This window comes from Aestuariibaculum marinum (assembly GCF_014596975.1).
Classification (GTDB): domain Bacteria; phylum Bacteroidota; class Bacteroidia; order Flavobacteriales; family Flavobacteriaceae; genus Aestuariibaculum; species Aestuariibaculum marinum.
On record NZ_JACVXD010000003.1, the window covers coordinates 281,547 to 304,581 of the forward strand.

A 23,035-nucleotide genomic window follows, 5' to 3' on the forward strand; every position below is an offset into this window, starting at 1 on the left:
TTAACGCTTTAAAGAAAAGTGTCCGGTATATTTTGAGCCGTCTTTTAAAACTACCCGATACCAGTAGTCGTCGTTGGGTAAAGGTTGTCCCTGAAGTGTTCCATTCCAGCCAGATTGTGACGGCTTTATTTGTTTAATGAGTTTGCCGTAGCGGTTAAATATTTTAATGTCTATATCGCTGTAAAATTCAGAAGTTACGCCATAAGGTTTCCAGAAGTCGTTGATGCCATCACCATTTGGTGTAAAATATTTAGGAAAACCCAAAACCGAAATCTGCTGTTGTACCATTCCACATCCGTTAAGGTCATTCACAAAAACGGTATGAATACCGGCTGATACATTGCTGAAAGTATTACTGTCTTGAAATATTGAATTATCTATAGCAAATTCATAAATCCCTTCTCCAGAAACATTAATGGTTATAGTACTGTTTTCTGATGCTTGAAGAATATCTATATTTTCAATTGTCGCTACATTTGAAGGCACAACTTCTATAGTGTTACTTTCTGAACAGCCATTGTTAAATGTAACGGTTACGGTATAAGTTCCGGTTTCATTAATATTAATAGAAGAGGAGTTTTCTGGAATTATACTGTTGTTTAAATACCATTGATAGGTTGGATTGTTATTTGACGCATTTAAAAGTCCAGAATCAATGGTTATGGTTTCTGGATAGCTATTTAAACAATAACCAATATTTTTTATGGATGAAAATTGTGGTGATTCCAATACGACAAGATCAACAGAAGCAACTGCATAACAGTCGATTCCATTTTCTATTTTAACCCAAATGGTTTCAGTATATGCATCAACATTTTCATAGGCATCAGGCAGTGCATTGGTTTCAGAAAATAAATCATCTGTGGTTTTATAAAAAGTTATTACAGAATTCACAGGAACATTAGGTTCAATGCGATTTCTTAAATCGTCGAGATTGAAGAGTGTGAATCCGTCAGGAGTGTTATCATCGCAGGTTTCAAAAGGAGCAATTGCCATGTTATTGATTGATATATCTAAAGTGATTTCAGCTATAGAAAAACATTGACTTTGGTTTTCAACGCGAGCGTAAACAATTTGTTGTGGTATGGTGTTTTCAAATGTTGAAGGGTTTGATATTTCATTCAGTTGATTCTCTGCATCAGATGGTATTCTGTAGAAATTAGTTATTTGTAATGTGTTATCGCTATTGGTAATCGTTTGTTCTGCGTCAAAAAGATTATAAGTTGTTAATCCATCCTGATTTTCGTCGCAGGCAATTAATGTCGTGTTTGAAACTATTGGGTTTTCAATATATTCAATTGTAATTTCTCCATAAGATGTACAATTATTACCTAAATCAATTTCTACGTTATAGGTGCCTGTTTCGGTAGCCGTATAGGTACTATTTGTTTCATTAATAAGAGCGATATTATCTTTAAACCATTTATAGGAATTACCATTGGAAGCACTGGCGTCAAAAGTGATTGTTTCATTTTTACAAAGTGGATTGTTGGTTGCAATAAGACGATGTTCTCCTAAATCGGTATTGAGGATAAAACTTCCAGCTTCTAAAAACACAGCCGAATCATATCGGTAATTTTGTTCGTCTGCAATTACCAGTTTAACATGATAAGTTTCATTAGGAACCGTGTTAGCGGTGGCAGTCAACACAGTTGTTTGGCCGTTAAAATTAATAGGAGCAGAGGTATTATTCCAACTCCCAAAATAAGCTTCGTTTTGAGCAGCACATCCATTTGGAATTTCGGGATGGACAGTAGTTACTTTTACGGGGGTTTGCGTATTAGGGATAAGTGCAATATTATCGCATTGCACGTCATTTACATTTCGAATTAAAAAGCCAAACAAATCGGAATATTGACAGGTGTTCGCATTATTTTCCTGATATTCTTCGGAAGCAAAAAGGTAGCGAAAACTAATTTGTGAAGCTATAGAAGTGAATTCGAATTCTATGATAGTTGCATTGGTGGTGTTATTTTCGTTTAAAATATTTTCCAGATCATTGTCGCCATTCCAGTTATTGGCATCATCATCACTTAATGTAGTGTTGGGACCAGGAACATTTGAGAGTTTACCGGTACTTAAAACCACACCACTTTGAAACGGAAAGGAGGTTCCTGAAGCGTCAAAATAACCATAGCTTTGGTCGGTGCCGTTAAAGTTTCCTCCACTAACATTGGTTACTACAACATTAGAAATGCAGTTACTGCCTATTAGAATATCTTCAATAAGTTGCTGCGCGGTATAAGATTGACTGTCTACCTGAACATTTTGCGTAAAACCAAGTTTATAAATTAAAAGAAAGCTTATAATTACGAGGTGCTTCATTATGAATGAACTATACCTGTAAAGATAAAAACTTCATTAGAAACCTATTGGACTTTTAACGTTTTAATGCGAAATGTCCTTTCACTTCAAAAGGGGTGCCATTTTGAATGATTTTGGCAACAAACCAATAGTCGTTTGAAGGCATTGGGTGTCCGTTAAAAGTGCCATCCCAACCTATAGAATTATGTGTTAAGGTTTTTAATAGTTTCCCATAGCGATCATAAATATAAACCAAAGTCCCTGGAAGCTGGTTGATACCTATAACGTGCCAGGTATCGAAAGTGCCGTCGTTATTCGGGGTGAAGAATTTAGGAATATCAAACACAAATACCTCGGTAATAACATCTTCACAGCCATTTAAATCTCTAATAGTAACCTGATGAAGCCCGAAGGTAATATTGTTAAATACGTTTGATGTTTGAGGCTCGCCGTTATCTAAAATATAAACATAATTACCAATACCGCTTACATCTACGGTGATACTGTTTGGGTCGGCAAAATCAACTTTAGTCGTGAAGTTGATATCGGCTATTTCAGATTCAATAAGGTTAAAATCCTTTCTAAGCGAACAGCCATTAGGGGTTGTGACTTCTACCCAATGTGCTCCAATATCGGCAATGTCTAATTCAATTTCAGGGGTTGTTTCTCCTGTATCCCAAAGATAAGTGTCTCCTGCATTTCCGGTTTCGGCACTCACGGTTTGCGGTAGATCGTCAAGGCAAAGTGGCAGGACATCTTCAATTGGGATGATTGGTAATGGATTTACATAAATAGTAAACTGGGTGACGTCGTAACATTCGGTTGCATTATTTTCAATTCGTGCATATACAATTTCACCATCAACAGCGGCGTGTAAGTCACCTAAAGGACTTATTCCATCCATAGCATTGTTAATATCGTTGTGATAGGTAATTGTATATTCGGCAGCATTTTGATTGCCTAAAATAGTAGTGTTGTTATTCGTTAAATTGAATTCTAAAAAACCATCAAAATCATCGTCACAATCCTCAAAATCCTGTGGCGCGTTAGCAATAGGATTTGGGTTGATTTGTAGTTCAAAAGCTTGAGTTACAAAACACCCAGTAGAGCTATTTGCTACTCTTGCGTAGATAGTAGGATTGTTATTAGTATATGTGTAATTTGTACTAAGGGCAGACGTACCATTTTCAGCATCTAATTGGGAATCATGGTAGGTAATCGTAATATTATTAGTATTATCGACGAGCAAATTATCCACCTGAGATAAGTCGTAACTATTGCTGGCGTTATCACAAAAAGGAATCGGGGCAATGGTATTTACGGCAGGAGGTAAATTGACTTGTAAATCCATAGCGATATAATCATAACACGTAGTCGCTTCAATTTCAGCTTTAACATAAATGGTTTTGCTGGTCGTTATTGGGTACGCATTTATGGTAGAAGAAGGGATTTCATTAATCAAATCTTCGTCTTCAAAGTATGTAATGGCGACATCACTGAATCTTACATTTTCAATATCGTAAACCGTTGTTGTTAGGTCTATGGTTGTTGTGCCGTCGTAATCTGTATCACAAACAGGGGCTATAGTTGCCGATAAAATATGTGGTGTTGGAAAGGTAATATATCTTACAACTTCAACTAAGGCACAGGCATTTCCTGCATTTTCGATACGCGCATAAAATTGGCCTTGTCGGTTTTGAGCGTTAAAGGTATAGGTGAACTGGTCAGGCAACGGTGTTCCTGTATTGTTTATGGCATCATTTTCATCTAAGAAAAATTGAATGTTTAAATTATCGGTGCTCCCTTGAGCGATCTCCTGACGTTTTTCTTCAAAATTGAAAGTGTAATCGTTGGCAATACTTTGGCATACCGGAGGGAAATCGTTAAAGTTTTCATTGTAAACAGGTAAGGTATCGACGGCTAAATCAAATGAACCAGTAGCGTTACAACTCGGATCTGAAATATTTTCAACACGCACATAAATGGTTTGCGATCCCGAGCTATTATAAGAGGAGTTTTTGTTTATTAAGGTTGTGAAACTGCTATCTTCAAAATAAAATACTTCTTTACCGGTTTGGCCATTTAAAATTTCAGCATCTTTATTCGAAAATATAAATTCAGCCGCAGTAGTACCTTGTGGAACACAAATTTGATAGGTTGAAATGGTGGGGACTACTGGAAGGGTGTTAATGATAATATAGAATGACTGAATAGAAGGGCAGGCCGTTGTAGCAGATGCATCGGTAACACGAGCATATATACGCTGTGAATTGGCATCGTAAGTAGAAGAATTCGTTATAGGTGCTATGTTTGCTTCGGCATTGGCAAGTGATGTGTGAAAACTAATGTTTAAACCACTAGGGTTCGCAACTAATTCATCGATGGTATCATCTAAATTCACAATGGAAAATCCATCTTGATCGTTATCGCAAATAATAATATCATTGGGTTGAGTTGTTTCAGGAGCAACCGATATTGCAATATCGAAAGGGTTTTCGGTGTGGCATCCTGTAGTGTTATTGGTAATGCGTGCCCAAACTGTGGTTTGCTGATCTACAAAATAGGGAGTAGGCAATTGGTTTGCTGGTAAATTTTGTATAGCATCATTTTCAGTGGCAAAGTAAGTAACACTAAAATCGGTATTACCATTAAGAATCTGGGCATCAAATTCATTTAAATATACATCCGCCTGTCCATCATTATCGGTATCACAGTAAGGTAAGGGGTCGGGAGTTGTAAATAATAAAATAGGGTTGACGCGTAAAATAATATCTTCTTCTTCGGTACAACCAGTATCGGTATTTACGATTTTAATTAATAGAGTTGAAGGTTGCGTAGCGCTAACATCGTAAAGCTCATCTTTATCAATAGCATTATCGTTATCTAAATCGGTTTGTGTTTCGTAAAAGGAAACTTCAATAGGGAAATATATGGTTGGAATTTCACCTATAATGTAGCCTTCAACCGTGTACAAATCGAAACCAATAACCCCGTTACTGCCGGCTTCATCACATAAGGCGAACTCATTAGTATCTGTTCCTGTAAGTAATAAGTTGCTGTGAATTTCTAAAGGAATAATGGCATAACATCCCGTTGAACTGTCTTCTAAACGAATAAAAATAGTCTGTTCGTTAGCAATAGTATTTTGAAAATTTGTAGGATCTGCAATGGGGTTGCTACCGGATTCGGCATCTTCCTGAGAGGTGTGGTATGTTGGACTGTTGAATCCGTTTTCACCATTTAAAATACGACTAATAACTTGTGTTAAATCGAAAGTATCAAAGCCATCATGATCTGGATCGCAGGCATCAAGATACTGGCGGTCTCTTACAATTTGTGTATTACCATTAGTTACATTTAGTGTTAATATAACCGATGTATTTGTACAGCCTGTTTGTGTGTCTTCAACTCGAACATATAGGGTTTCATTAGGGTTTGTGTTGGTGTAAGGATTAACAACAACATCATAGTCATTAATTGCTCCATCCTGCGAAAAGTGGTAACTCACAGATAGGTTTGTTTGTCCGTTAGTAATAATGTCGTCTTGTTCTCTTAAATCTATTTCAGTTTGGCCGTTAGGTACGTTGTCGTTATCACAGATATCCCAAACAGTAGGTTGGGTTACGTTGGGTAAAGCGTTAACAATTAGATCTATAGTGCCAAAAAACAAACAACCAGCATCAGTGTCCTCAACTCGAACATAAATGGTTGTCGATCCTGTTGTAATTGAAGTGATATTGTTACCAGGGTTATTTCGGGCATCGGCATCAGAAGTATAATAGGCGATGGTGTAATTAGCAGGAAGCGCCGGAATAGCATTTACAACATCATTGTTTTTAGTTGATAAATTAAAAGTTTCTTGATTATCTCCGTTGGTATCACATAATGCATAAGGCGAAATGGGATTGGTAGTTAATTCGGTGTCAATAGTAACATTAACTTCGTCGGTGATAACACAACTAACACCACTTATAGTAACTTCAACTCGATATAAGCCACTTGTAGAGGTTGTTAAAATGGGATTTGTTTCTCCTGATAAAAGAACATCGTTTCTATACCAGGCATAAGTAGCTAACGGATTTTGTATTTCACCGTTAAGGGTAACACTACTTGAGCAGGTATTAATATCATCACCAAGGTCTAGGTCATTAAATGTAGTAGATTCTATAAATACCGCAGAATCGTAACCTGGATCGCCAGCCTGGTCGGCAACAATAAGTTTTACATGGTATTGTACATTGGGAGTGACATTGCTAACTGCCGTTAAAACCGTCGTGCTTCCATTGAAATTGGTGTTTGCAAGATTATAACCAGCAAAGTAATTTTCATTAGAAGCATCACAAATACCTAAAATTTCACTGTGAATATTGTTAACAGTAACAGGAGTGTTTGTTCCGGGTACAACAGCTATATTCTGATAAGGATCTGTGCTGCCGGCTTCTCGAATTAAAAACGCAAAACCATCCGATGAATTACAAGGGTAATTAGCATAGTATTCTTCAGATGCGAAAATGTAATTGAATTGAATGATATCTGAGAGGGCAACAAAATCAAACTCAATTACTGTAGCATTCACTGTGTTACTTGTTCCTAAAGCGGCTTCTATATCAGGGTCGGTTCCCCAATTTAAATCGCCTTCACTCAAATCATCAGAAATAATAGAGTTTCCCGCTGAAGATGCATTTCCCGTAGATAGAATAATACCTTGGCTCAATGGAAAATTTGTGCTGCCGCTTTGAAAACTACCAAAGCTGGAAAAACCATTTATACTACCGTTTATGGATGTTGTTACATTTGAAATTTCTACACAATTACTGGCTAAGTTGTTTTCAATAAGGTCTGTAACAGTGATAGAATTGTCTACCGTAATCTGTTGGGAAAAAACAAAATGGTATCCAAAAATAAATAGGATAAAACTCAGGCAGGTATTAAGGCTTTTAGTCACTTGAGATGGTTTGGGTATAGGTTAATTAAAACGTGGTTTTAAACGTGTGAAAAGTAGCTAAAATTCAGATGAAACGCAAAGAAAATGCGACGAAATGCGTTATTATTAGGTTAAATATTAGCGTTTTAGGGTAAAATGATCTTTGAAAATTCTACCATCCTGTAGCGTTACAAAAAACCAGTAGTCGTCATTTGGTAGCTGCTTGCCATTAAAATTTCCGTCCCAGCCAGCATTTAGAGGAGTTAATTCCTTTAATAGTTTGCCATATCTATCAAAAATCTGAATTTTTGAATTTGGTTGAAACATATCTGAGGTTCCATAAACCTGCCAGGTGTCATTAAATCCGTCGTTGTTTGGGGTAAATACTTTCGGGAAGCCGATAACCGATACGCTTTGGTAAACCATACCACAGTTGTTTTTAATATCTCTGATATAAACCTGATAAATTCCCGGACGAACGTTATTAAAAACATTACTTTCCTGATAGTCGGTTACAAGTATATTATTTTCATTGTAAAGAGCAAATTCGTAAAGCCCTTCGCCAGATACAACTGTTGTTATGCTATTATTGTTTGAGGCATCTTTAACGTTAATATTATCAATCGTAGCAATATTCGAAGCTTCTACAGTTACCGTTCTTTCCTTACTACAATTAGCCGAATTTGAAATGGTTACTGTATAAATTCCTGGTTGATTAATAGCTATGTCGTGGGTTGTTGCTCCGTTTGACCAAGTGTAGGTGTAATTGTCAGGGTTATCGTTAAGCATACCAGCATTAATAGTAATGGTTTCCGGGTAAGTGTTTAAGCAGTAAAGTTTGTGGTCTTCAGGTTCAACTTTTGGTATTTTATTAACCGAAAGGAAGATTTTATTGATGCCAAAGCAGCTGTTGTCGTTTTCTATTCTGGAGTAAATGGTTTGGTTGTAAGGTGTTGTGTTTTCGAAACTTGAACCTAGTGGGTTTTGTTCCAAAAGGGCGTCAGCATAGGTTTTGTAATACTTGATACTGGATGTTGAAATATTATTGGTAGATCGTAATTCCGTTGAAATATCATCCAGATAAAATGTATTGAGACCGTCTTCAGAATTCAGTTCATCGCATAACGGTGTAGCTGAAAAATCAGGGATTTGGGTTGTGCTAACTTGTAATGTTAGTGTTGAGGTATCAAAGCAGTTCGTGACTTTATTATAGACTTTTCCATATACCGGTTCTGGTACATCTGCGTTGAAATTATAACTTTCAGGGACATCGATAGAATCTGTAAGTGAAGCATCTTTGTAAAATTCAACATCCAGGTCTGGATTGTTTCCGGTTAAATACGCTGAAGCTTCCGTTAAATTAAATCTGGTAAAACCACCTTGTATGCCATCTTCATCACATTGGGTTAAGGTGTAATCGAATCCTACTGGATTATCATTATAAATAACATTAGCAACACCTTCTAAGGTTTTGTCGCATTCCCCAGTATTTGGGTCAATAAAAACACTGTAAACACCTCCTTTATTTACTTCTAAAAAATAATCGGTATGTGTTATTTCTTGCCCATTATACGACCAGATGTAAGTAGCTCCAGGAATTTCCGGTGCTTGTAAGGTATAGGTGCCCCCTTCGCATAATTCAAGTTCAGTAGAAAAGGTATCTGTATAACCAATAATATCAATTTTTTGTGAAAAGAACGAAGTGATAAAAGGCGGTAAACCTTGGCGTCCATTTCTACTTAATTGAAGGGCATTGTGCGTATAATTACTAGCAACCCCTTTGTTATTCGGTGAATTGATTACTGATAGGTAAGGCAGCCCTTGGTTATAGCTACGATTCATAGAACGGTAAATTTTACCATTCGGTCCTAATTGTAGGGCACCTCTATAGGTTTGTCGGTGGTCTAAAACAACCTCGCTTGAACTGATGTTTGGTGCAGTTACATCGTATTGTAAAAGCGCTCCATATTGGTAAATAGGATTAAATCCTTCTTCTTCGGTAGTTTCATAATAAGAGGTTATATAAAGTAATTCACTATTAGGAGAAAACTCAACACCATAAGAAACCTGTGGCTTTTGTCCGTTTTTAGAAAAACTAATACCAATTCGTGTTTCATTGCTTACAACTCCCGTGGTTTTATCAAAATCATAGATGAAAAGTCCGTATCTACCATTAGCAGAGACCAGTTTTGTCCCTTCTGGAGATAATTTTAAATAGCCTCGTTTATCTTCAATATTGGTGGCAAAGGCCGATTTTACAGGAGTTGTATTTAAGCCATTCGTACTGACTTCATAAGCATAATAGGTGTCAATAAACTCAGTTCTATCTGGTGCAAAAGTAATGACCCATATCGATTGACTAACACAATCTTTAACAACAGCAGTAACCTTTTCTGAACAGTTAGATAGCAATCTTGAATTTTTGGTGGTTACATTACCTAAACCTAATTCTAAACTCATATCTACAATAGAGTAATTAAATCCGTAGTCGGGATCATTTCTGCCAACAGAGGTGTCTACAGTAAAAATATAATAGATATTCGGGTTTTCGGGTTGTGGCACGACTATGGCTGATTGTGTGCTTGAGGAGTCACCGTAAAGCCCAAAACCATTAGGCATACGGTTATGGTTTTTGTTCCAAACGCTTACACCATCGGTATAAAATAAAAGATTGCCGTTGGCATCAGAAATGGTAGCACAACCTTCGGTAGTACTTAATTTGCTATTGGTTTGTTCGGTAATGGTACCATCCGGATTAAAACGAATGCCAGCATTATCACCAAAAAACCAGTTAGAAGCTTCACTTTGGCTAAACCCCAAAAGGCCATTTAAACATATTAATAGAGTGGCTATTTTCTTTATCATATGATAACAAATCTATTAAAAGATTGTTATAAATCACGTTTTTTTAACAGTCTGTACGATAAAAAGATGAAAAGTGCTGTCCAACCTAAAACTATGGCGATTTCATACCAATGTACGGCGTAGTCGTACATAAGTTCGCCTTTATCAGGAAACTTTGTCATAGCAATACGTTGAAACGGTTGGTCGATTAATTTATACATTGATTTTAAAGGGAAAAAGTTTTGAATGCTTTCTGCAACATCCATATTGAATTGCCACGTCAGTAGGCCAAACCCTAACCACTCTAAAATAAAAAGAATAAATAAAAAGGCTAAAGCGAATGCCGAGCGTTTAGCTAGCATCCCGAAAAATAAACACAAACTAAAGAAACCAATAAGCTTGACTAAATAGGCTAGTAAAAAACTAGTTTCTCTGATTATAATATTAAACTCGTTATAACTGGAATAGTATAATCCAATACATAAAGAAATTAATCCGATTAATACTGTTGAAGCCAGAGAAAAGAATATTATAGCGTAAAATTTAGACAGGATAAATTCCTTTTTACTTAATCCGTCTATCAGGTTTTGTTTTATGGTTTTGTTACTGTATTCGTTACCAATCATACTTACCACCACAATAGCAAAAAAGAACTTAAACTGCGATGCAAAAAATGTAGTTAAATGCCAGATAACAGGGAAGTTGAAAATGCCTAATTCACCGAGTTCTAACGTGAAAAAGCCAAAAACGTTAATTTTTAACGAAGATAAAAGGATAACAAAAAAAGGTAGGATGAAGGATATAAATATTAATACCTTACTGGTACGATTCAATAATAATTTTTGTAATTCTAGATGTAATAATCGAAGCATGCTTGTAGGTTTTTAGCGGTTAGTTTTTGTCTGTTAATTGTAAAAATTGCTCTTCCAGGCTTTCTTTACGTTGCACTAAATGGGTAAGCACAATACCATTATTAAAAAGGTATTGGTTAAACGTACCGCTATCTATTGATTCATTTAAAAATGCTGTGACTAAATGGTCTTTCACTTTAATCCTTGAAACCGATTTATGGTTTTCTAAAAGTGAAATTAATGCTTCTTGATTATTGGCTTTTAACTCAAAGAAACCATGACTGGAAATCATTTCATCAACACGACCGGAATATAACTTCACACCCTTTCTTAAAACCACCACATGAGAACATACCTTTTCAACCTCGTCTAATAAATGAGAGGCGAGTAGAATAGTTGTCCCTTTTTCGGCAATTTGCTTAATAATTTCACGTATTTGATGAATACCCTGAGGATCTAAACCATTGGTAGGCTCGTCAAGAATTAAAATTTCCGGATCGTTCAGGAGGGCAGAAGCAATTGCTAATCGTTGTTTCATACCTAGTGAATAGTTACTAAACTTACTATCCTTCCGGTCTAACAGACCAACAATTTCCAGCTTCTCATCTATTTTGCTTTGGTCAACACCTTTTATTTTACAAACCAGTTTTAGGTTTTGGGTTGCTGTCATATAAGGGTAAAAGTTAGGACGCTCTATAATAGCACCAACTTTTTTTAAGGCATCATGAGTTGTTGTGTTACCATCAAACCATTTAAAATCGCCACTGGTTTTATTTACGACGTTTAAAACAATACCTAAAGTTGTGGATTTTCCACTGCCGTTTGGACCTAGAATTCCGTATACATTGCCTTTGTTTATAGTAAATGAGAGGTCTTTTACAGCGGTTAAATGACCGAAATTTTTGGTGAGATTATTAATGCTAAGTATTGGTTCCAAATGTTTTAGTTTTTATGCCGAGGCACAGGTTAGTTAAAAGTATGACGATATAGCTTATATTTTGTTACAGGTTTAAAATAAAATAAGTAAATTATGACCTCGATTTGAAGGAACAAAATGCATATGAACGATTTAATTATTTCAAAAAAGAAACCATCTTACCCTATAACTGAAAAGCTTGATGCTTATTTAGCCGAATACAACAGAAACATAAAATTACCGATATTTTATGATGATTTATTGCGCTTTCAAGGGTCTATTGTAGTTTATGATAAAGAAGATAACGATACCCTTTGGATTCGTGTTTATTATAACGATTATGAGCGTGAGGAGATTGAATATGCTTTAAAAAAGGTATATACCATATTGCATTCCGATGGAAATGAAAACACCTTTCCGTTTTTAAGTGTTGATGCAATCGACTATTGTACGTTTGGAAATTCTAAACCTTTCAGAATTAAAGTACGAAATATTTTAAATGATAATTTTACGTATTTCTACATAAAACGAGCAGATGCTTCCCGTATTTATGGTTTAGAGTTAGAACATATGTTGTCTCCGTACAATTTAAATTTTTTGGTGTACAGAGACACATTAATTGAAGAGCACATTGCGGGTATTCCAGGTGATGAGTTTATTAAAAAGTTCTTACCGAAATGTGATAAATCTGAAAAGTCACAAATTGCAAAGGAGTTTGTTAAGTTTAATGAACGCTGTATGATTAGGCTTTTAGGAGATATGCGCTCCTACAATTATGTGATTGTTCCAACTCATGATTTTGATCATGTAGTGTATAAAATTAGAGCGATAGATTTCGATCAGCAATCGTATGAAGGAAAGTTTAATATTTACCGTCCGCAGTTTTTTAAAGAGAATTTAAAAATGGTAGAATTGGTATCTGAGACCTTTCAGAAGTTATCAATAGATCAGTATAAAATAGAAGAACGTTCTATATTGGTGAAACGTTTAAAAAGTTATCATAATCGTATAGGAACGCTCTTAGAATGTATGGAAGATGATGTGATTTCTAAAGAAGAAAACATCAAATTATTGAAGTCTAAAATATACGATTATACTTTAGATGTCGGTTTTAAAAAGTGTAAATCTATGGGAAATATTCTAAAGAAGTCTCTAGAATATTTAACCCATAATTATGAAAATGTGAATCCTTTAAAGTTTAAATAACTTTGGGATTATTTTTTAGTTCCAGTTTTCGTCGAAGTCTAAACCGTCGTAGTCATCGAAATCAAAGCCGTCTTCGAATTCGTCATTAAAATCATCATATTCTTTTTCAGCTTCAAAGTTTTTCTCTGGAGCTGTATCAGGAATTTGTCCGTGCACAAACATAAGGTTAGGATAGTCTACACTTTCGTTTTCTTCAGCAATTTCAGCTAATTCCACGTAAAATGTCCACATACTTAAAAAGTCGTAAACATAAATAAGTTTAGTACGTGATTGATCTACAGCATCGTTAATAGAGGTTTCGTTCATCAAGCGAGCCGAATTGTCGTCGCTTAAATCGAATAACGAAATTTCTTCACCTTGGTTCCATTCATTATCACTTAAATAGAATGAAGCCATTTCATTACCATCAAATCCAAAAGATTGTGTAATGGTGTTATGTAAATCTTCAAGGGTGTCGTCTTCACGAATTTCTAAATCACGAAACACATCCTCTTCAAGATCGTTATCAAGTATAACTCTAAATCTGTAAATCATTGTAAAAAATTAAAGTGCAAAGGTATGTTTTTTTCAATTATTTTGTGAACCTATGCAAGGTAAATGTCATGGCGCTTAATAAGAAAAATGCCCCTATTTGATGGGCGATTCCTAACCATAGCGGTACTTGTAATAGTATTGTAAACACCCCTAAAACAAATTGCACCAAAACCAAAATAATTAAACTGTTAACGCCTTTTCTTTGTAATTCTGTTAGGTTGAATTTTTTAGATTTCCACCAAATGAGACCAATGCAAAACACAACCAGATAAGCAATAGTTCTATGAACAAACTGGATACCACTTGGGTTTTCTATCAGGTTTTTATAGAAGGGTTCTAATACGTAAGCACTAAAGTGGATAAATTGCCCTTCGTTCATTAAAGGCCAATGGTTATGTAATAAACCAGCTTTTAACCCAGCAACAAACGCTCCATAAATAATTTGAATAATTAGCACTAAATAACCTATAACAATTATGTTTCGCATAGGTTTGTTTATTGGCTTTCTATTTGGGTAAATTAAGTCTAATGCGACCCAAAGGGTTGCTGCAAATGTTATGAAAGCTGTAATTAAATGTGCAGCCAGTCTAAAGTGACTTACATCGGGCATATCGATTAAACCACTTTTTACCATATACCAACCTAAAAAGCCCTGGAATGCCCCCAGACCTAATAAGACAAGACATTTTTTTATGGTAGCCTTTGTGAGTTGTTTTCTTATTAAAAAGTAGATGAACGGAAGAATAAAAACTAAGCCAATGGTACGACCAATAACCCGGTGTAGCCACTCCCAAAAGTAAATCGATTTAAAATCTTCAATAGTAAAATGGTTGTTTAACTTCTGGTATTCTGGATATTGCTTGTATAAATCAAAAGCTTCTTGCCATTCCTGGTCGCCAATTGGAGGAATAGTACCTGTAATTAATTTGTAGTTGGAAATGGATAAACCAGAATCGGTTAATCGGGTAATTCCACCTACAATAACCATGATGAAAATTAGTAAACAACCGGAAAGTAACCAGTAAATTACACGTTTATTGTCTTTTGTTTTCATAGCTTTTTATGCTGATAGGTCTATTTGTTTACGGCAACAAGACCTAATTTCTCTCCTTTTTGAAGCATTAAATTGTAAGCGGCTTCATATTCATTTGGAATGTCTCCTTCTAAAATGGCTTCTTTAATGGTTTCTTTAATAATTCCTATTTCTTTTGAAGGTTTTAAATTGAAGGTTTCCATAATTTCTTCACCCGAAATTGGCGGTTGGAAATTACGAACATGATCGCGCTCTTCAACTTCAACAATTTTTTGTCTAACAATTTTGAAGTTGTTATGGTATTTTTTAAACTTTTTAGGGTTTTTGGTTGTGATATCGGCTTCACAAAGCGTCATTAAATCTTCAACATAATCGCCAGCATCGAAAATTAAACGGCGTACCGCAGAATCAGTAACGATATCCTGAGCTAAAACAATAGGACGTGAACTCATAAATACCATTTTTTGAACGAATTTCATTTTGTCGTTAAGTGGCATTTTAAGTCTTTTAAATAAGCGGTAGACCATTTTTGAACCTTCGAATTCATGCCCGTGAAATGTCCAACCGACTTTCTTACTAAACTTTTTTGTTGGTGCTTTTCCTATATCGTGTAATAATGCCGCCCAGCGTAACCAAAGGTTGTCGGTGTTTTCGGCAATATTATCAACTACTTCTAGAGTATGGTAGAAATTGTCTTTGTGGCGTTGTCCTTCTACTTCATCAATACCTTTTAAAGCCATAAGTTCAGGCAGGATATAAGGTAAAAGGCCTGTTTTTTCAAGGAGTAGAAAGCCAGTTGATGGTTTGTCGCTTTCAAGAATTTTATTCAGTTCGACAACGATACGTTCTTTGGTGATGATTTCAATGCGCTTACTATTTCTGGTAATTGCCTTTAAAGATTCATCTTCTATTCTAAAACCTAGTTGCGTTGCAAATCGGATGGCACGCATCATACGCAAAGGATCGTCACTATAGGTAATATCCGGATCTAACGGGGTGCGAATGATTTTGTTTTCTAAATCTTCAATACCACCAAACGGATCTAAAAGATTACCAAATTCGTCTTCACTCAAATTAAGCGCTAAAGCGTTTATGGTAAAATCACGACGGTTTTGGTCGTCTTCAAGGGTGCCGTTTTCTACAGCAGGATTCCTACTGTTTTCGTCATAAGATTCTTTTCGAGCGCCAACAAATTCAATTTCAATATCGTCATAACGTAACATAGCTGTGCCGTAGGTTTTAAAAACCTGTACTTTTGGTTTGTTAGGTAAGTTTTTTGCAACTTGTTTTGCCAGTTTAATACCATCACCAACCGCAACTACATCAATGTCTTTTGCGTTACCGCGTTGTAAAATAAAATCGCGAACAAAGCCACCTATAACATAGCTATCGAGATTTAATTCTTTGGCAGATTGAGAAATTACTTTAAATATGTTGTGCTCTAAAGCTTGCTTACGATTCATAATCATCAAATTTCAAACAGGAATTTTCAAATTTTTTAATTGAAAACCGGAGTCTGAAAACATGTATTTTTAAGGTCTTATAACTTTTACGACACCATTGTTACTCAATTTAATAATTGATGAGGGTTTGTCGCATTTTTTTTCGTGGTGCAAATTTACAACATAGTCTACACCTTTTAAAACCTCTTGACTTATTTCTTTATATGATTTTGGAGTAGGTTCTCCACTAATATTAGCTGATGTAGAAACAATAGCGCCATTTAATCTTCGGGTTAATTGATAACAGAGTTCGTCGTCGGGGATACGAATGGCAATAGTTTGATCATCAGCAATAAGGTTGTCGGCCAAATTGCGAGCATCGTCGTATATAATGGTTGTAGGTTTATCGGTAACCTCGATAATATTTAAAGCAACAAGAGGAACCTGTTTTACGTACTTTTTAAGCATGCGGTCGTCGGCAACAAGACAAATTAGAGCTTTGCTGTCTTCTCGTTTTTTAAGTTCGTAAACTTTTTTAACGGCTTCAGGGTTTGTAGCATCGCAACCAATTCCCCAAACGGTATCGGTTGGATATAGTATTAAACCACCGTTTTTTAGAACTTCTAAGGCTTTATTTATTTCGGCTTGCATCGTTTTGTTTTTGGTGCAAATTTAATATTACTTTTTCACATTCTTTAAATGTTTAGTAATATTGCGCCGTATTAAAAAAGAGGCGGTTAAAACCTTGATTTAATATAGAAGTAATTATGATAAGAGAAAGTTCTGTTTTTATTAAAAGAAAGTTTAGGGAAAAGTTTAAGAATGTTATTAATAAAAAAGATATTGAATTATTAAAGGATAAAAACTTTGTAATTGTCTCTAATAATTGTTGGGGAGGTACAGCATACCAGTGGTATGAAAGACCTTATAATTCGCCATTCGTTGGTTTGTTTTTATATGGGCCTTGTTACTTGAAATTATTGAGTAATTTTGAGTATTATATGAATCAGAAGTTGGAGTTTGTGTCATCATCTAATTATCCGGATAGAGAATTAACGTATCCATTGGCAAAGCTTGATGATATTGAGGTTCATTTTACCCATTATGAAACAGAAGACGAAGCGAGAGAGAAGTGGGAACGACGAACAGAACGCATGTTACAAGAAACCAATTTAGATAATTATTATTTTAAAATTTGTGACAGAGAGCGCACCACTAAAGAACATTTGTTGGAATTTCATAAACTGCCTTTTAAAAATAAGGTGTCGTTTAGTATTAAGGACTATAAGGAATTAAAAGGTAAAAAGCATATTACAGTTATAGAGTCACATAAAAAGAACAAAAAATATGTGCCAAACGGAAAGAAAATGTTTAAACTTACTTTTTTGTATTTTAATTTAAATAATTGGTTATTGAACTAAAATGTTCTAATGAAGAAAGTTTTTGCAGAAGCTTACAAAGCACAGGAAAAGGAAATATTAGATATTGTTGAAAATTTTGATTCCCACGGAAGTGAAATAGGGGATCAGGATAGAAACACGATTAAAATATTTCCCTTTCATGGAGAGGTTTTAAATGTTAAGGCTTTTAAAATTCCTAATATCTTTAACCAAATAGCTTATAAATTTCTTCGGAAAAGTAAAGCACAGCGTTCTTTTGAATACGCTAATCGATTAATTGAATTAGGCGTTGGTACACCCAAACCTATAGCTTATTTAGAACAGGCTAGTCCTTTTTTGTTCAAACGTAGTTTTTACATTAGTGAACATCTGGATTGCGATTTAACCTATAGAGAATTAACCAAGCAATTCGATTACCCTGATTACGATACTATTTTAAGAGCTTTTACCAGATTTACCTATAGTTTACACGAAAAAGACATTCACTTTTTAGATCATTCTCCGGGAAACACTTTGATACGTAAAGAGGGAGACCAATACGTATTCTATTTAGTAGATCTTAATAGGATGAATTTTGGTACTTTAGATTTTGAAACGCGAATTAAAAACTTTTCACGTTTAACCATTCATAAATCCATGGTGGAAGTCATGAGTGACGAATACGCTAAAGTTTCTGGTTACGAATATGAAAAGGTCTTTAACCTTATGTGGAAAGAGACTTCTGATTTTCAAGACCGATTTCAGCGTAAAAAACAACTAAAGAAAAAATACAAATTCTGGAAGAAAAACTAAACCTGTTGTTTTTCTAATTCTCTAAGTTTAGTATACTTTAAAAACGTAATGTTAGCGGTTTGCACACAAATAACAAACCCATTTAAACCATCTAGGAATCCTAAGCGTAAAAAGTAGGCTTTAAAAAAGGCCCAGGTTGGATTGAACAGGATTTTCCAAATCGAAGATTTTTTACCTAAATCCATATAAGCCTTAGCAGAAATACTGGAGAAGTGTTCGGTTTTTAGATTAAATTCAGAATAGGTTTGGTAAGTGTAATGTAATATGTCGCCTTTAAGAAAACCAATTTTTTTAGAATCAGTTAATTGTATCGTTTCGTGAATGTGTTTTCCTTTCCATTTGGCTTTACGTCTGTCAAAAACACGTAGTTTTTTGTTAGGGTACCAGTCAGAATACTTAATCCACTGGCCGCAAAAATTGTTGAATCGGTTGCTGTAATAGCCGTTTAAAGTCCAGTTGTTTTTTAATTTTACAATAGATTTTTGAAGCGTCTCCGATAAGGCTTCATCACCATCTAAAGATACAATATAATCGTTACTGGCGCAGGTGAGTGCAAAGTTTTTCTGCTCGATATAACCTAAGAATTTTTGTTCAACAAACTTCACATTATATTTCTCGCAAATGGCTTTAGTGCTATCTGTAGAGAATGAATCTACAACAACTATTTCATCAACAACATTAACCAAAGATTGTAAACATTTTTCGATATTGCGTTCTTCGTTGAAGGTTATTATGACACCAGATAGTTTAATCATGTTCTTTATTTAAGGTTTGTCAAAAATAGTTATTTTTGCGGCAATGGACATACTAAAAGCATCAGTAATCATAAGTACTTATAACCAACCCGATTGGTTAGAAAAAGTGCTTTGGGGCTATGAAATACAAACTGAAAAAGATTTTGAAGTTATTATAGCCGATGACGGTTCTGGTGAAGCTACAAAGGAGCTTATTCAACGTTTTATTAAAGAATCAAAATTTAAAATTACGCATGTTTGGCAGGAAGATGATGGTTTTCAGAAGACTAAAATTCTTAATAAGGCTATATTAAAAACATCTTCAGATTATCTTATTTTTACTGATGGCGATTGTGTTCCGAGAAATGATTTTGTTGAGACTCATCTGAAATTAAGAAAGCCCAATACGTTTTTATCGGGTGGCTATTTTAAACTTCCGGAACAGATTTCAAATGCAATTTCAAAGAAGGATATTGAAAAACAGAATTGTTTTCATTTAGATTGGCTTTTGGAACACGGGCTAAAAAAAACATTTAAAGCGAATAAGTTAACAGCTTTTGGACGGAAGGCCTGGATTTTAAATACGTTTACCCCAACGAAAGCGACCTTCGACGGGATGAATGTTTCAGGATGGAAACAGGATGTGCTTAATGTTAATGGTTTTGATGAGCGCATGCAGTATGGAGGGGAAGACAGAGAGATTGGCGAACGCTTAATGAATTGTGGAATTAAATTTAAACAAATACGATATAGTGCCATTTGTGTACATTTGCATCACGATAGACCTTACAAAAATGACGAAGCAATAAAGCTTAATCAAGCGATTCGTAAAGCGACTAAAACAAATAAATACAAGATAACTAAGTTTGGAATCAAAAAATATAAATAGTAAACCTGAAATTTCAATAATCATTAGTACTTACAACTCTGAAGCATGGTTAGAAAAAGTGCTATGGAGTTATGAAGCACAAAGGTTTAAAGATTTTGAAATTGTTATTGCCGATGATGGTTCGAAACAACCAACCTTCGATTTAATCGAGCGAATGCAAAAGGAAGTGCATTATCCAATTATACATGTCTGGCATGAGGATAATGGATTCCAAAAATCACAAATATTAAACAAAGCCATTGTAAAATGTAATGCCGATTATATTTTAATGAGCGATGGGGATTGTCTTGCTAGAGAAGATTATGTTCAGGTACATATCGACAATAAAGAAAAAGGGTATTTTCTTTCAGGTGGGTATTTTATGTTGCCAATGTCAATTTCTGAAGCTATAACAAAAGAAGATATCCTGTCTCAGGATTGCTTTAAGTTATCATGGTTAAAATCTCAAGGATTAAAATCATCATTTAAAAATAATAAGTTAACGGCTTCTGGAATAAAGGAAAAATTACTGAACAAATTAACCCCAACCAATGCTAGTTGGAATGGACATAATGCTTCAGGTTGGAAGTCTGATATTTTGGCGGTTAATGGTTTTGATGAACGTATGCAGTATGGTGGTCAGGATCGAGAGTTAGGTGAGCGTTTATTCAATTTAGGTATAAAATCAAAACAAATACGATACAGTGCTATCTGTTTGCATTTAGACCATCCAAGAGGGTATAAAAATCAGGAATCTATCAATAAAAATTTAGCCATTCGAGCAACGACGAAAGACGAAAAACTTAGTTGGACGAATTACGGAATAAAAAAAGAGGCGTAATGAAATTAAAAGAAATGCCAGTGTCTTTAATAGAGGCCTGTAAATTAAGTTTGCTTTCTGCAGAAAAAATAAAATCAATACAAGGGAATGAGTTTCCTGTGGTTGTATCCTTAACCACGATTCCGTATCGCTTATCTAAGGTTCATTTGGTTATTAGAAGTGTTTTATCGCAAAGTGTTCGTCCGCGTCATATTGTTTTATGGATTAATGAAGACATGCAGTCACAAATTCCTCAATCGTTAAAAAAACTTGTAGGAGACATTTTTCAAATTAGATTAACGAAACTTCATTGTTCACATAAAAAACTAATTCATTCACTGGAATTATTTGAAAATCTACCTGTTGTTACTTGTGATGATGATGTTATTTATGATAATAATTGGTTAAGATCACTTATTGAAACACATAAAAAATACCCTGATTGTGTGGTTGTGCATCGTGTACGTTGTATAAAATACGATGATAACGGAACGCTTTTGCCATATAAACAATGGAACTGCGACGGTAAGGAAGATGAAAAATCATTGCTACCTATTGGCTCGGAGGGTATATTGTATCCTGCTAATAAGTTTTCAGAATTAATTAGAAATGATAAGTTATTTCTGAAATTAGCGCCTAAAGCTGATGATTTGTGGTTTAAGGCTGTAGCTTTAGTAGAAGGGGTAGGCTGTAAAAAAGTTGAGTCCCCAGTAAAGGATACAATTCCTATTATGGGGACTCAAAAAGTTTCTTTAAAGAAAGAAAATGTATCTGAAGATAAAAACAAGTCTCAATGGCAAGCCTTAGAGACGTATTTTAACTTAAAATAGTTTTTAAACTGCTACATCGTTATCACGAAGTGCATCGTTTAAAGACGTTTTCTTATCTGTGCTTTCTTTACGTTTTCCAATGATTAAAGCACATGGTACTTGGTACTCGCCAGCAGCAAACTTTTTAGTGTAGCTACCTGGAATAACAACTGAACGTGCAGGAACGCGACCTTTCATTTCAACTGGTTGGTCACCAGTAACATCTATAATTTTAGTACTCATTGTTAATACAACGTTAGCACCTAACACCGCTTCTTTCTCTACGTGTACACCTTCCACAACGATACAACGAGAACCAACGAACACGTTATCTTCAATAATTACCGGAGCAGCTTGTAATGGCTCTAATACACCACCAATACCTACACCACCAGATAGGTGCACGTTTTTACCAATTTGAGCACAGCTACCAACAGTTGCCCAGGTGTCTACCATAGTACCTTCGTCTACGTAAGCACCAATATTAACATAACTCGGCATTAAAATAGTACCAGGAGAAATGTAAGCACCGTGTCTTGCAACAGCATGAGGAACTACACGAATACCTTTTTCAGCATATCCTGTTTTTAAAGGAATTTTATCGTGGAATTCTAATGGACCACATTCAATAGTTTCCATTTTTTGAATAGGGAAGTATAACACTACGGCTTTCTTTACCCATTCGTTTACTTGCCAACCGTTTTCAATAGGTTCAGCAACTCTTAATTCTCCTTTATCTATTAAGTCAACAACTTTTCTAATAGCAGATGTTGTGTTTTCATCTTTTAATAGCTCTCTGTTGTCCCAAGCTTGTTCAATAATTTCTCTTAATTCTGTCATTCTTAATAAAATTTTGCACAAATATAATATGTAAAGCTTAAAAAAGAGGAATGAATCATAATTAAAATCGATTCATAACAAGTAAAAATTGATGTTGTTTATCGGAGGTTTTTCATTCTATTTTTTAGCGTTTTGTCTGTTGAATAAAAAACAATTATCGATTAAATGCATTTTGCGTGTTTTTGGTCTAAAAAAACAGGCTTTTTATCTGTTTATCGATGAAAATATGTGGCTCTTCTAATAATCGAAAATACGACGTTTTACAACTATTTTTTTGTGTAAAGGCTTTAGTGTCAATATATCTTTGGAGTGTAATTAATACCCAAATCAAGATGAAAACAAATATCTACATACTAATCGTTTTTTTATTTTCAGTTTCTTTTGTTGGTGCTCAAAACACTAATGAAACTTCAAACGTAACAAATGAAGATAAAGTATTTGTTTCTTCTTCTGAAGATAATACTAATGAAAGTAAGGCGGTATTTATTGAAGCTTCAGAATTAAAAGAGGCAGTTGCAAAATCTACAAGTGATATTAGAAAGTATTTCAACAAAACTAGAAATGTAGATAATTTAAGTTTATTATTTCCAAAAATTAATAAAGCTGAAAAAGCATAAAGATAGGGCTCAAATTTTGAGTGTTGATATTTTGAGATTAAGTTAGAAGCAGCCACTTGTACAAGTGGCTGCTTTTTTTAGAAGAAATAAAAACTAATTCT

Annotated in this window: 18 protein-coding genes; 7 read left to right on the forward strand and 11 right to left on the reverse strand. The window is 34.8% G+C overall.

The window, feature by feature from the left end; genetic code table 11:
* From ICJ85_RS08475 to ICJ85_RS08495, 5 genes are all read right to left on the reverse strand, one after another.
* On the reverse strand, nt 1-2,325 hold the full coding sequence (locus ICJ85_RS08475; protein ID WP_188223362.1) for a T9SS type B sorting domain-containing protein: 2,325 nt from the start codon (nt 2,323-2,325) through the stop codon (nt 1-3).
* A 55-nt stretch (nt 2,326-2,380) separates the two neighbouring features.
* On the reverse strand, nt 2,381-7,249 hold the full coding sequence (locus ICJ85_RS08480; protein WP_188223363.1) for a T9SS type B sorting domain-containing protein: 4,869 nt from the start codon (nt 7,247-7,249) through the stop codon (nt 2,381-2,383).
* Nucleotides 7,250-7,366: 117 nt separating this feature from the next.
* Nucleotides 7,367-10,093, reverse strand: a complete 2,727-nt coding sequence (locus ICJ85_RS08485; protein WP_188223364.1) for a T9SS type B sorting domain-containing protein — start codon at nt 10,091-10,093, stop codon at nt 7,367-7,369.
* A 26-nt stretch (nt 10,094-10,119) separates the two neighbouring features.
* Nucleotides 10,120-10,944, reverse strand: coding sequence for an ABC transporter permease (locus ICJ85_RS08490; RefSeq protein WP_188223365.1), 825 nt, complete (start codon nt 10,942-10,944; stop codon nt 10,120-10,122).
* Nucleotides 10,945-10,963: 19 nt separating this feature from the next.
* The gene (locus ICJ85_RS08495; protein ID WP_188223366.1) at nt 10,964-11,860 is read right to left on the reverse strand and encodes an ABC transporter ATP-binding protein; all 897 of its coding nucleotides are present in this window, start codon (nt 11,858-11,860) and stop codon (nt 10,964-10,966) included.
* Nucleotides 11,861-11,983: 123 nt separating this feature from the next.
* On the opposite strand from ICJ85_RS08495, the gene ICJ85_RS08500 reads away from it, so the two are divergent.
* On the forward strand, nt 11,984-13,045 hold the full coding sequence (locus ICJ85_RS08500) for a hypothetical protein (RefSeq protein WP_188223367.1): 1,062 nt from the start codon (nt 11,984-11,986) through the stop codon (nt 13,043-13,045).
* 15 nt (nt 13,046-13,060) lie between these two features.
* On the opposite strand, the gene ICJ85_RS08505 is transcribed toward ICJ85_RS08500, so the two are convergent.
* The 4 genes from ICJ85_RS08505 to ICJ85_RS08520 form a co-directional block, all read right to left on the reverse strand.
* Entirely contained in the window at nt 13,061-13,579 is a 519-nt protein-coding gene (locus ICJ85_RS08505) for an IS1096 element passenger TnpR family protein (RefSeq protein WP_188223368.1), read from the reverse strand.
* A gap of 37 nt (nt 13,580-13,616) precedes the next feature.
* Nucleotides 13,617-14,633: a COX15/CtaA family protein gene (locus tag ICJ85_RS08510; RefSeq protein WP_188223369.1), complete on the reverse strand. Its 1,017-nt coding sequence runs from the start codon at nt 14,631-14,633 to the stop codon at nt 13,617-13,619.
* Nucleotides 14,634-14,653: 20 nt separating this feature from the next.
* On the reverse strand, nt 14,654-16,075 hold the full coding sequence (locus ICJ85_RS08515; RefSeq protein WP_188223370.1) for a CCA tRNA nucleotidyltransferase: 1,422 nt from the start codon (nt 16,073-16,075) through the stop codon (nt 14,654-14,656).
* Nucleotides 16,076-16,144: 69 nt separating this feature from the next.
* Entirely contained in the window at nt 16,145-16,705 is a 561-nt protein-coding gene (locus tag ICJ85_RS08520; RefSeq protein ID WP_188223371.1) for an L-threonylcarbamoyladenylate synthase, read from the reverse strand.
* Between the two features lie 116 nt (nt 16,706-16,821).
* Between ICJ85_RS08520 and ICJ85_RS08525 the strand changes: the two genes are divergently transcribed.
* Both ICJ85_RS08525 and ICJ85_RS08530 read left to right on the forward strand, forming a co-directional pair.
* Nucleotides 16,822-17,475, forward strand: coding sequence for a DUF1919 domain-containing protein (locus ICJ85_RS08525; RefSeq protein WP_188223372.1), 654 nt, complete (start codon nt 16,822-16,824; stop codon nt 17,473-17,475).
* A 9-nt stretch (nt 17,476-17,484) separates the two neighbouring features.
* The gene (locus tag ICJ85_RS08530; protein ID WP_188223373.1) at nt 17,485-18,246 is read left to right on the forward strand and encodes a lipopolysaccharide kinase InaA family protein; all 762 of its coding nucleotides are present in this window, start codon (nt 17,485-17,487) and stop codon (nt 18,244-18,246) included.
* Here the strand turns inward: ICJ85_RS08530 and ICJ85_RS08535 are convergent.
* The gene (locus ICJ85_RS08535) at nt 18,243-19,001 is read right to left on the reverse strand and encodes a glycosyltransferase family 2 protein (RefSeq protein WP_188223374.1); all 759 of its coding nucleotides are present in this window, start codon (nt 18,999-19,001) and stop codon (nt 18,243-18,245) included. The two genes, ICJ85_RS08530 and ICJ85_RS08535, sit on opposite strands and share 4 nt — an antisense overlap.
* 43 nt (nt 19,002-19,044) lie before the next feature.
* Between ICJ85_RS08535 and ICJ85_RS08540 the strand changes: the two genes are divergently transcribed.
* Genes ICJ85_RS08540 through ICJ85_RS08550 form a run of 3 tightly spaced genes read left to right on the forward strand, consistent with a single transcriptional unit; the run spans nt 19,045 to nt 21,498 of the window.
* On the forward strand, nt 19,045-19,869 hold the full coding sequence (locus ICJ85_RS08540; protein ID WP_188223375.1) for a glycosyltransferase family 2 protein: 825 nt from the start codon (nt 19,045-19,047) through the stop codon (nt 19,867-19,869).
* The gene (locus ICJ85_RS08545; RefSeq protein ID WP_194420834.1) at nt 19,847-20,689 is read left to right on the forward strand and encodes a glycosyltransferase family 2 protein; all 843 of its coding nucleotides are present in this window, start codon (nt 19,847-19,849) and stop codon (nt 20,687-20,689) included. The genes ICJ85_RS08540 and ICJ85_RS08545 overlap by 23 nt, the downstream gene beginning before the upstream one ends.
* Nucleotides 20,689-21,498, forward strand: a complete 810-nt coding sequence (locus ICJ85_RS08550) for a hypothetical protein (protein WP_188223376.1) — start codon at nt 20,689-20,691, stop codon at nt 21,496-21,498. The genes ICJ85_RS08545 and ICJ85_RS08550 overlap by 1 nt, the downstream gene beginning before the upstream one ends.
* A gap of 3 nt (nt 21,499-21,501) precedes the next feature.
* Here the strand turns inward: ICJ85_RS08550 and ICJ85_RS08555 are convergent, their stop codons facing one another.
* Entirely contained in the window at nt 21,502-22,317 is an 816-nt protein-coding gene (locus ICJ85_RS08555) for a 2,3,4,5-tetrahydropyridine-2,6-dicarboxylate N-succinyltransferase (protein WP_188223377.1), read from the reverse strand.
* A gap of 332 nt (nt 22,318-22,649) precedes the next feature.
* Here ICJ85_RS08555 and ICJ85_RS08560 point away from each other — a divergent pair, with 332 nt between their 5' ends.
* Nucleotides 22,650-22,934, forward strand: coding sequence for a hypothetical protein (locus ICJ85_RS08560; RefSeq protein ID WP_188223378.1), 285 nt, complete (start codon nt 22,650-22,652; stop codon nt 22,932-22,934).
* Nucleotides 22,935-23,035: the final 101 nt, after the last annotated feature.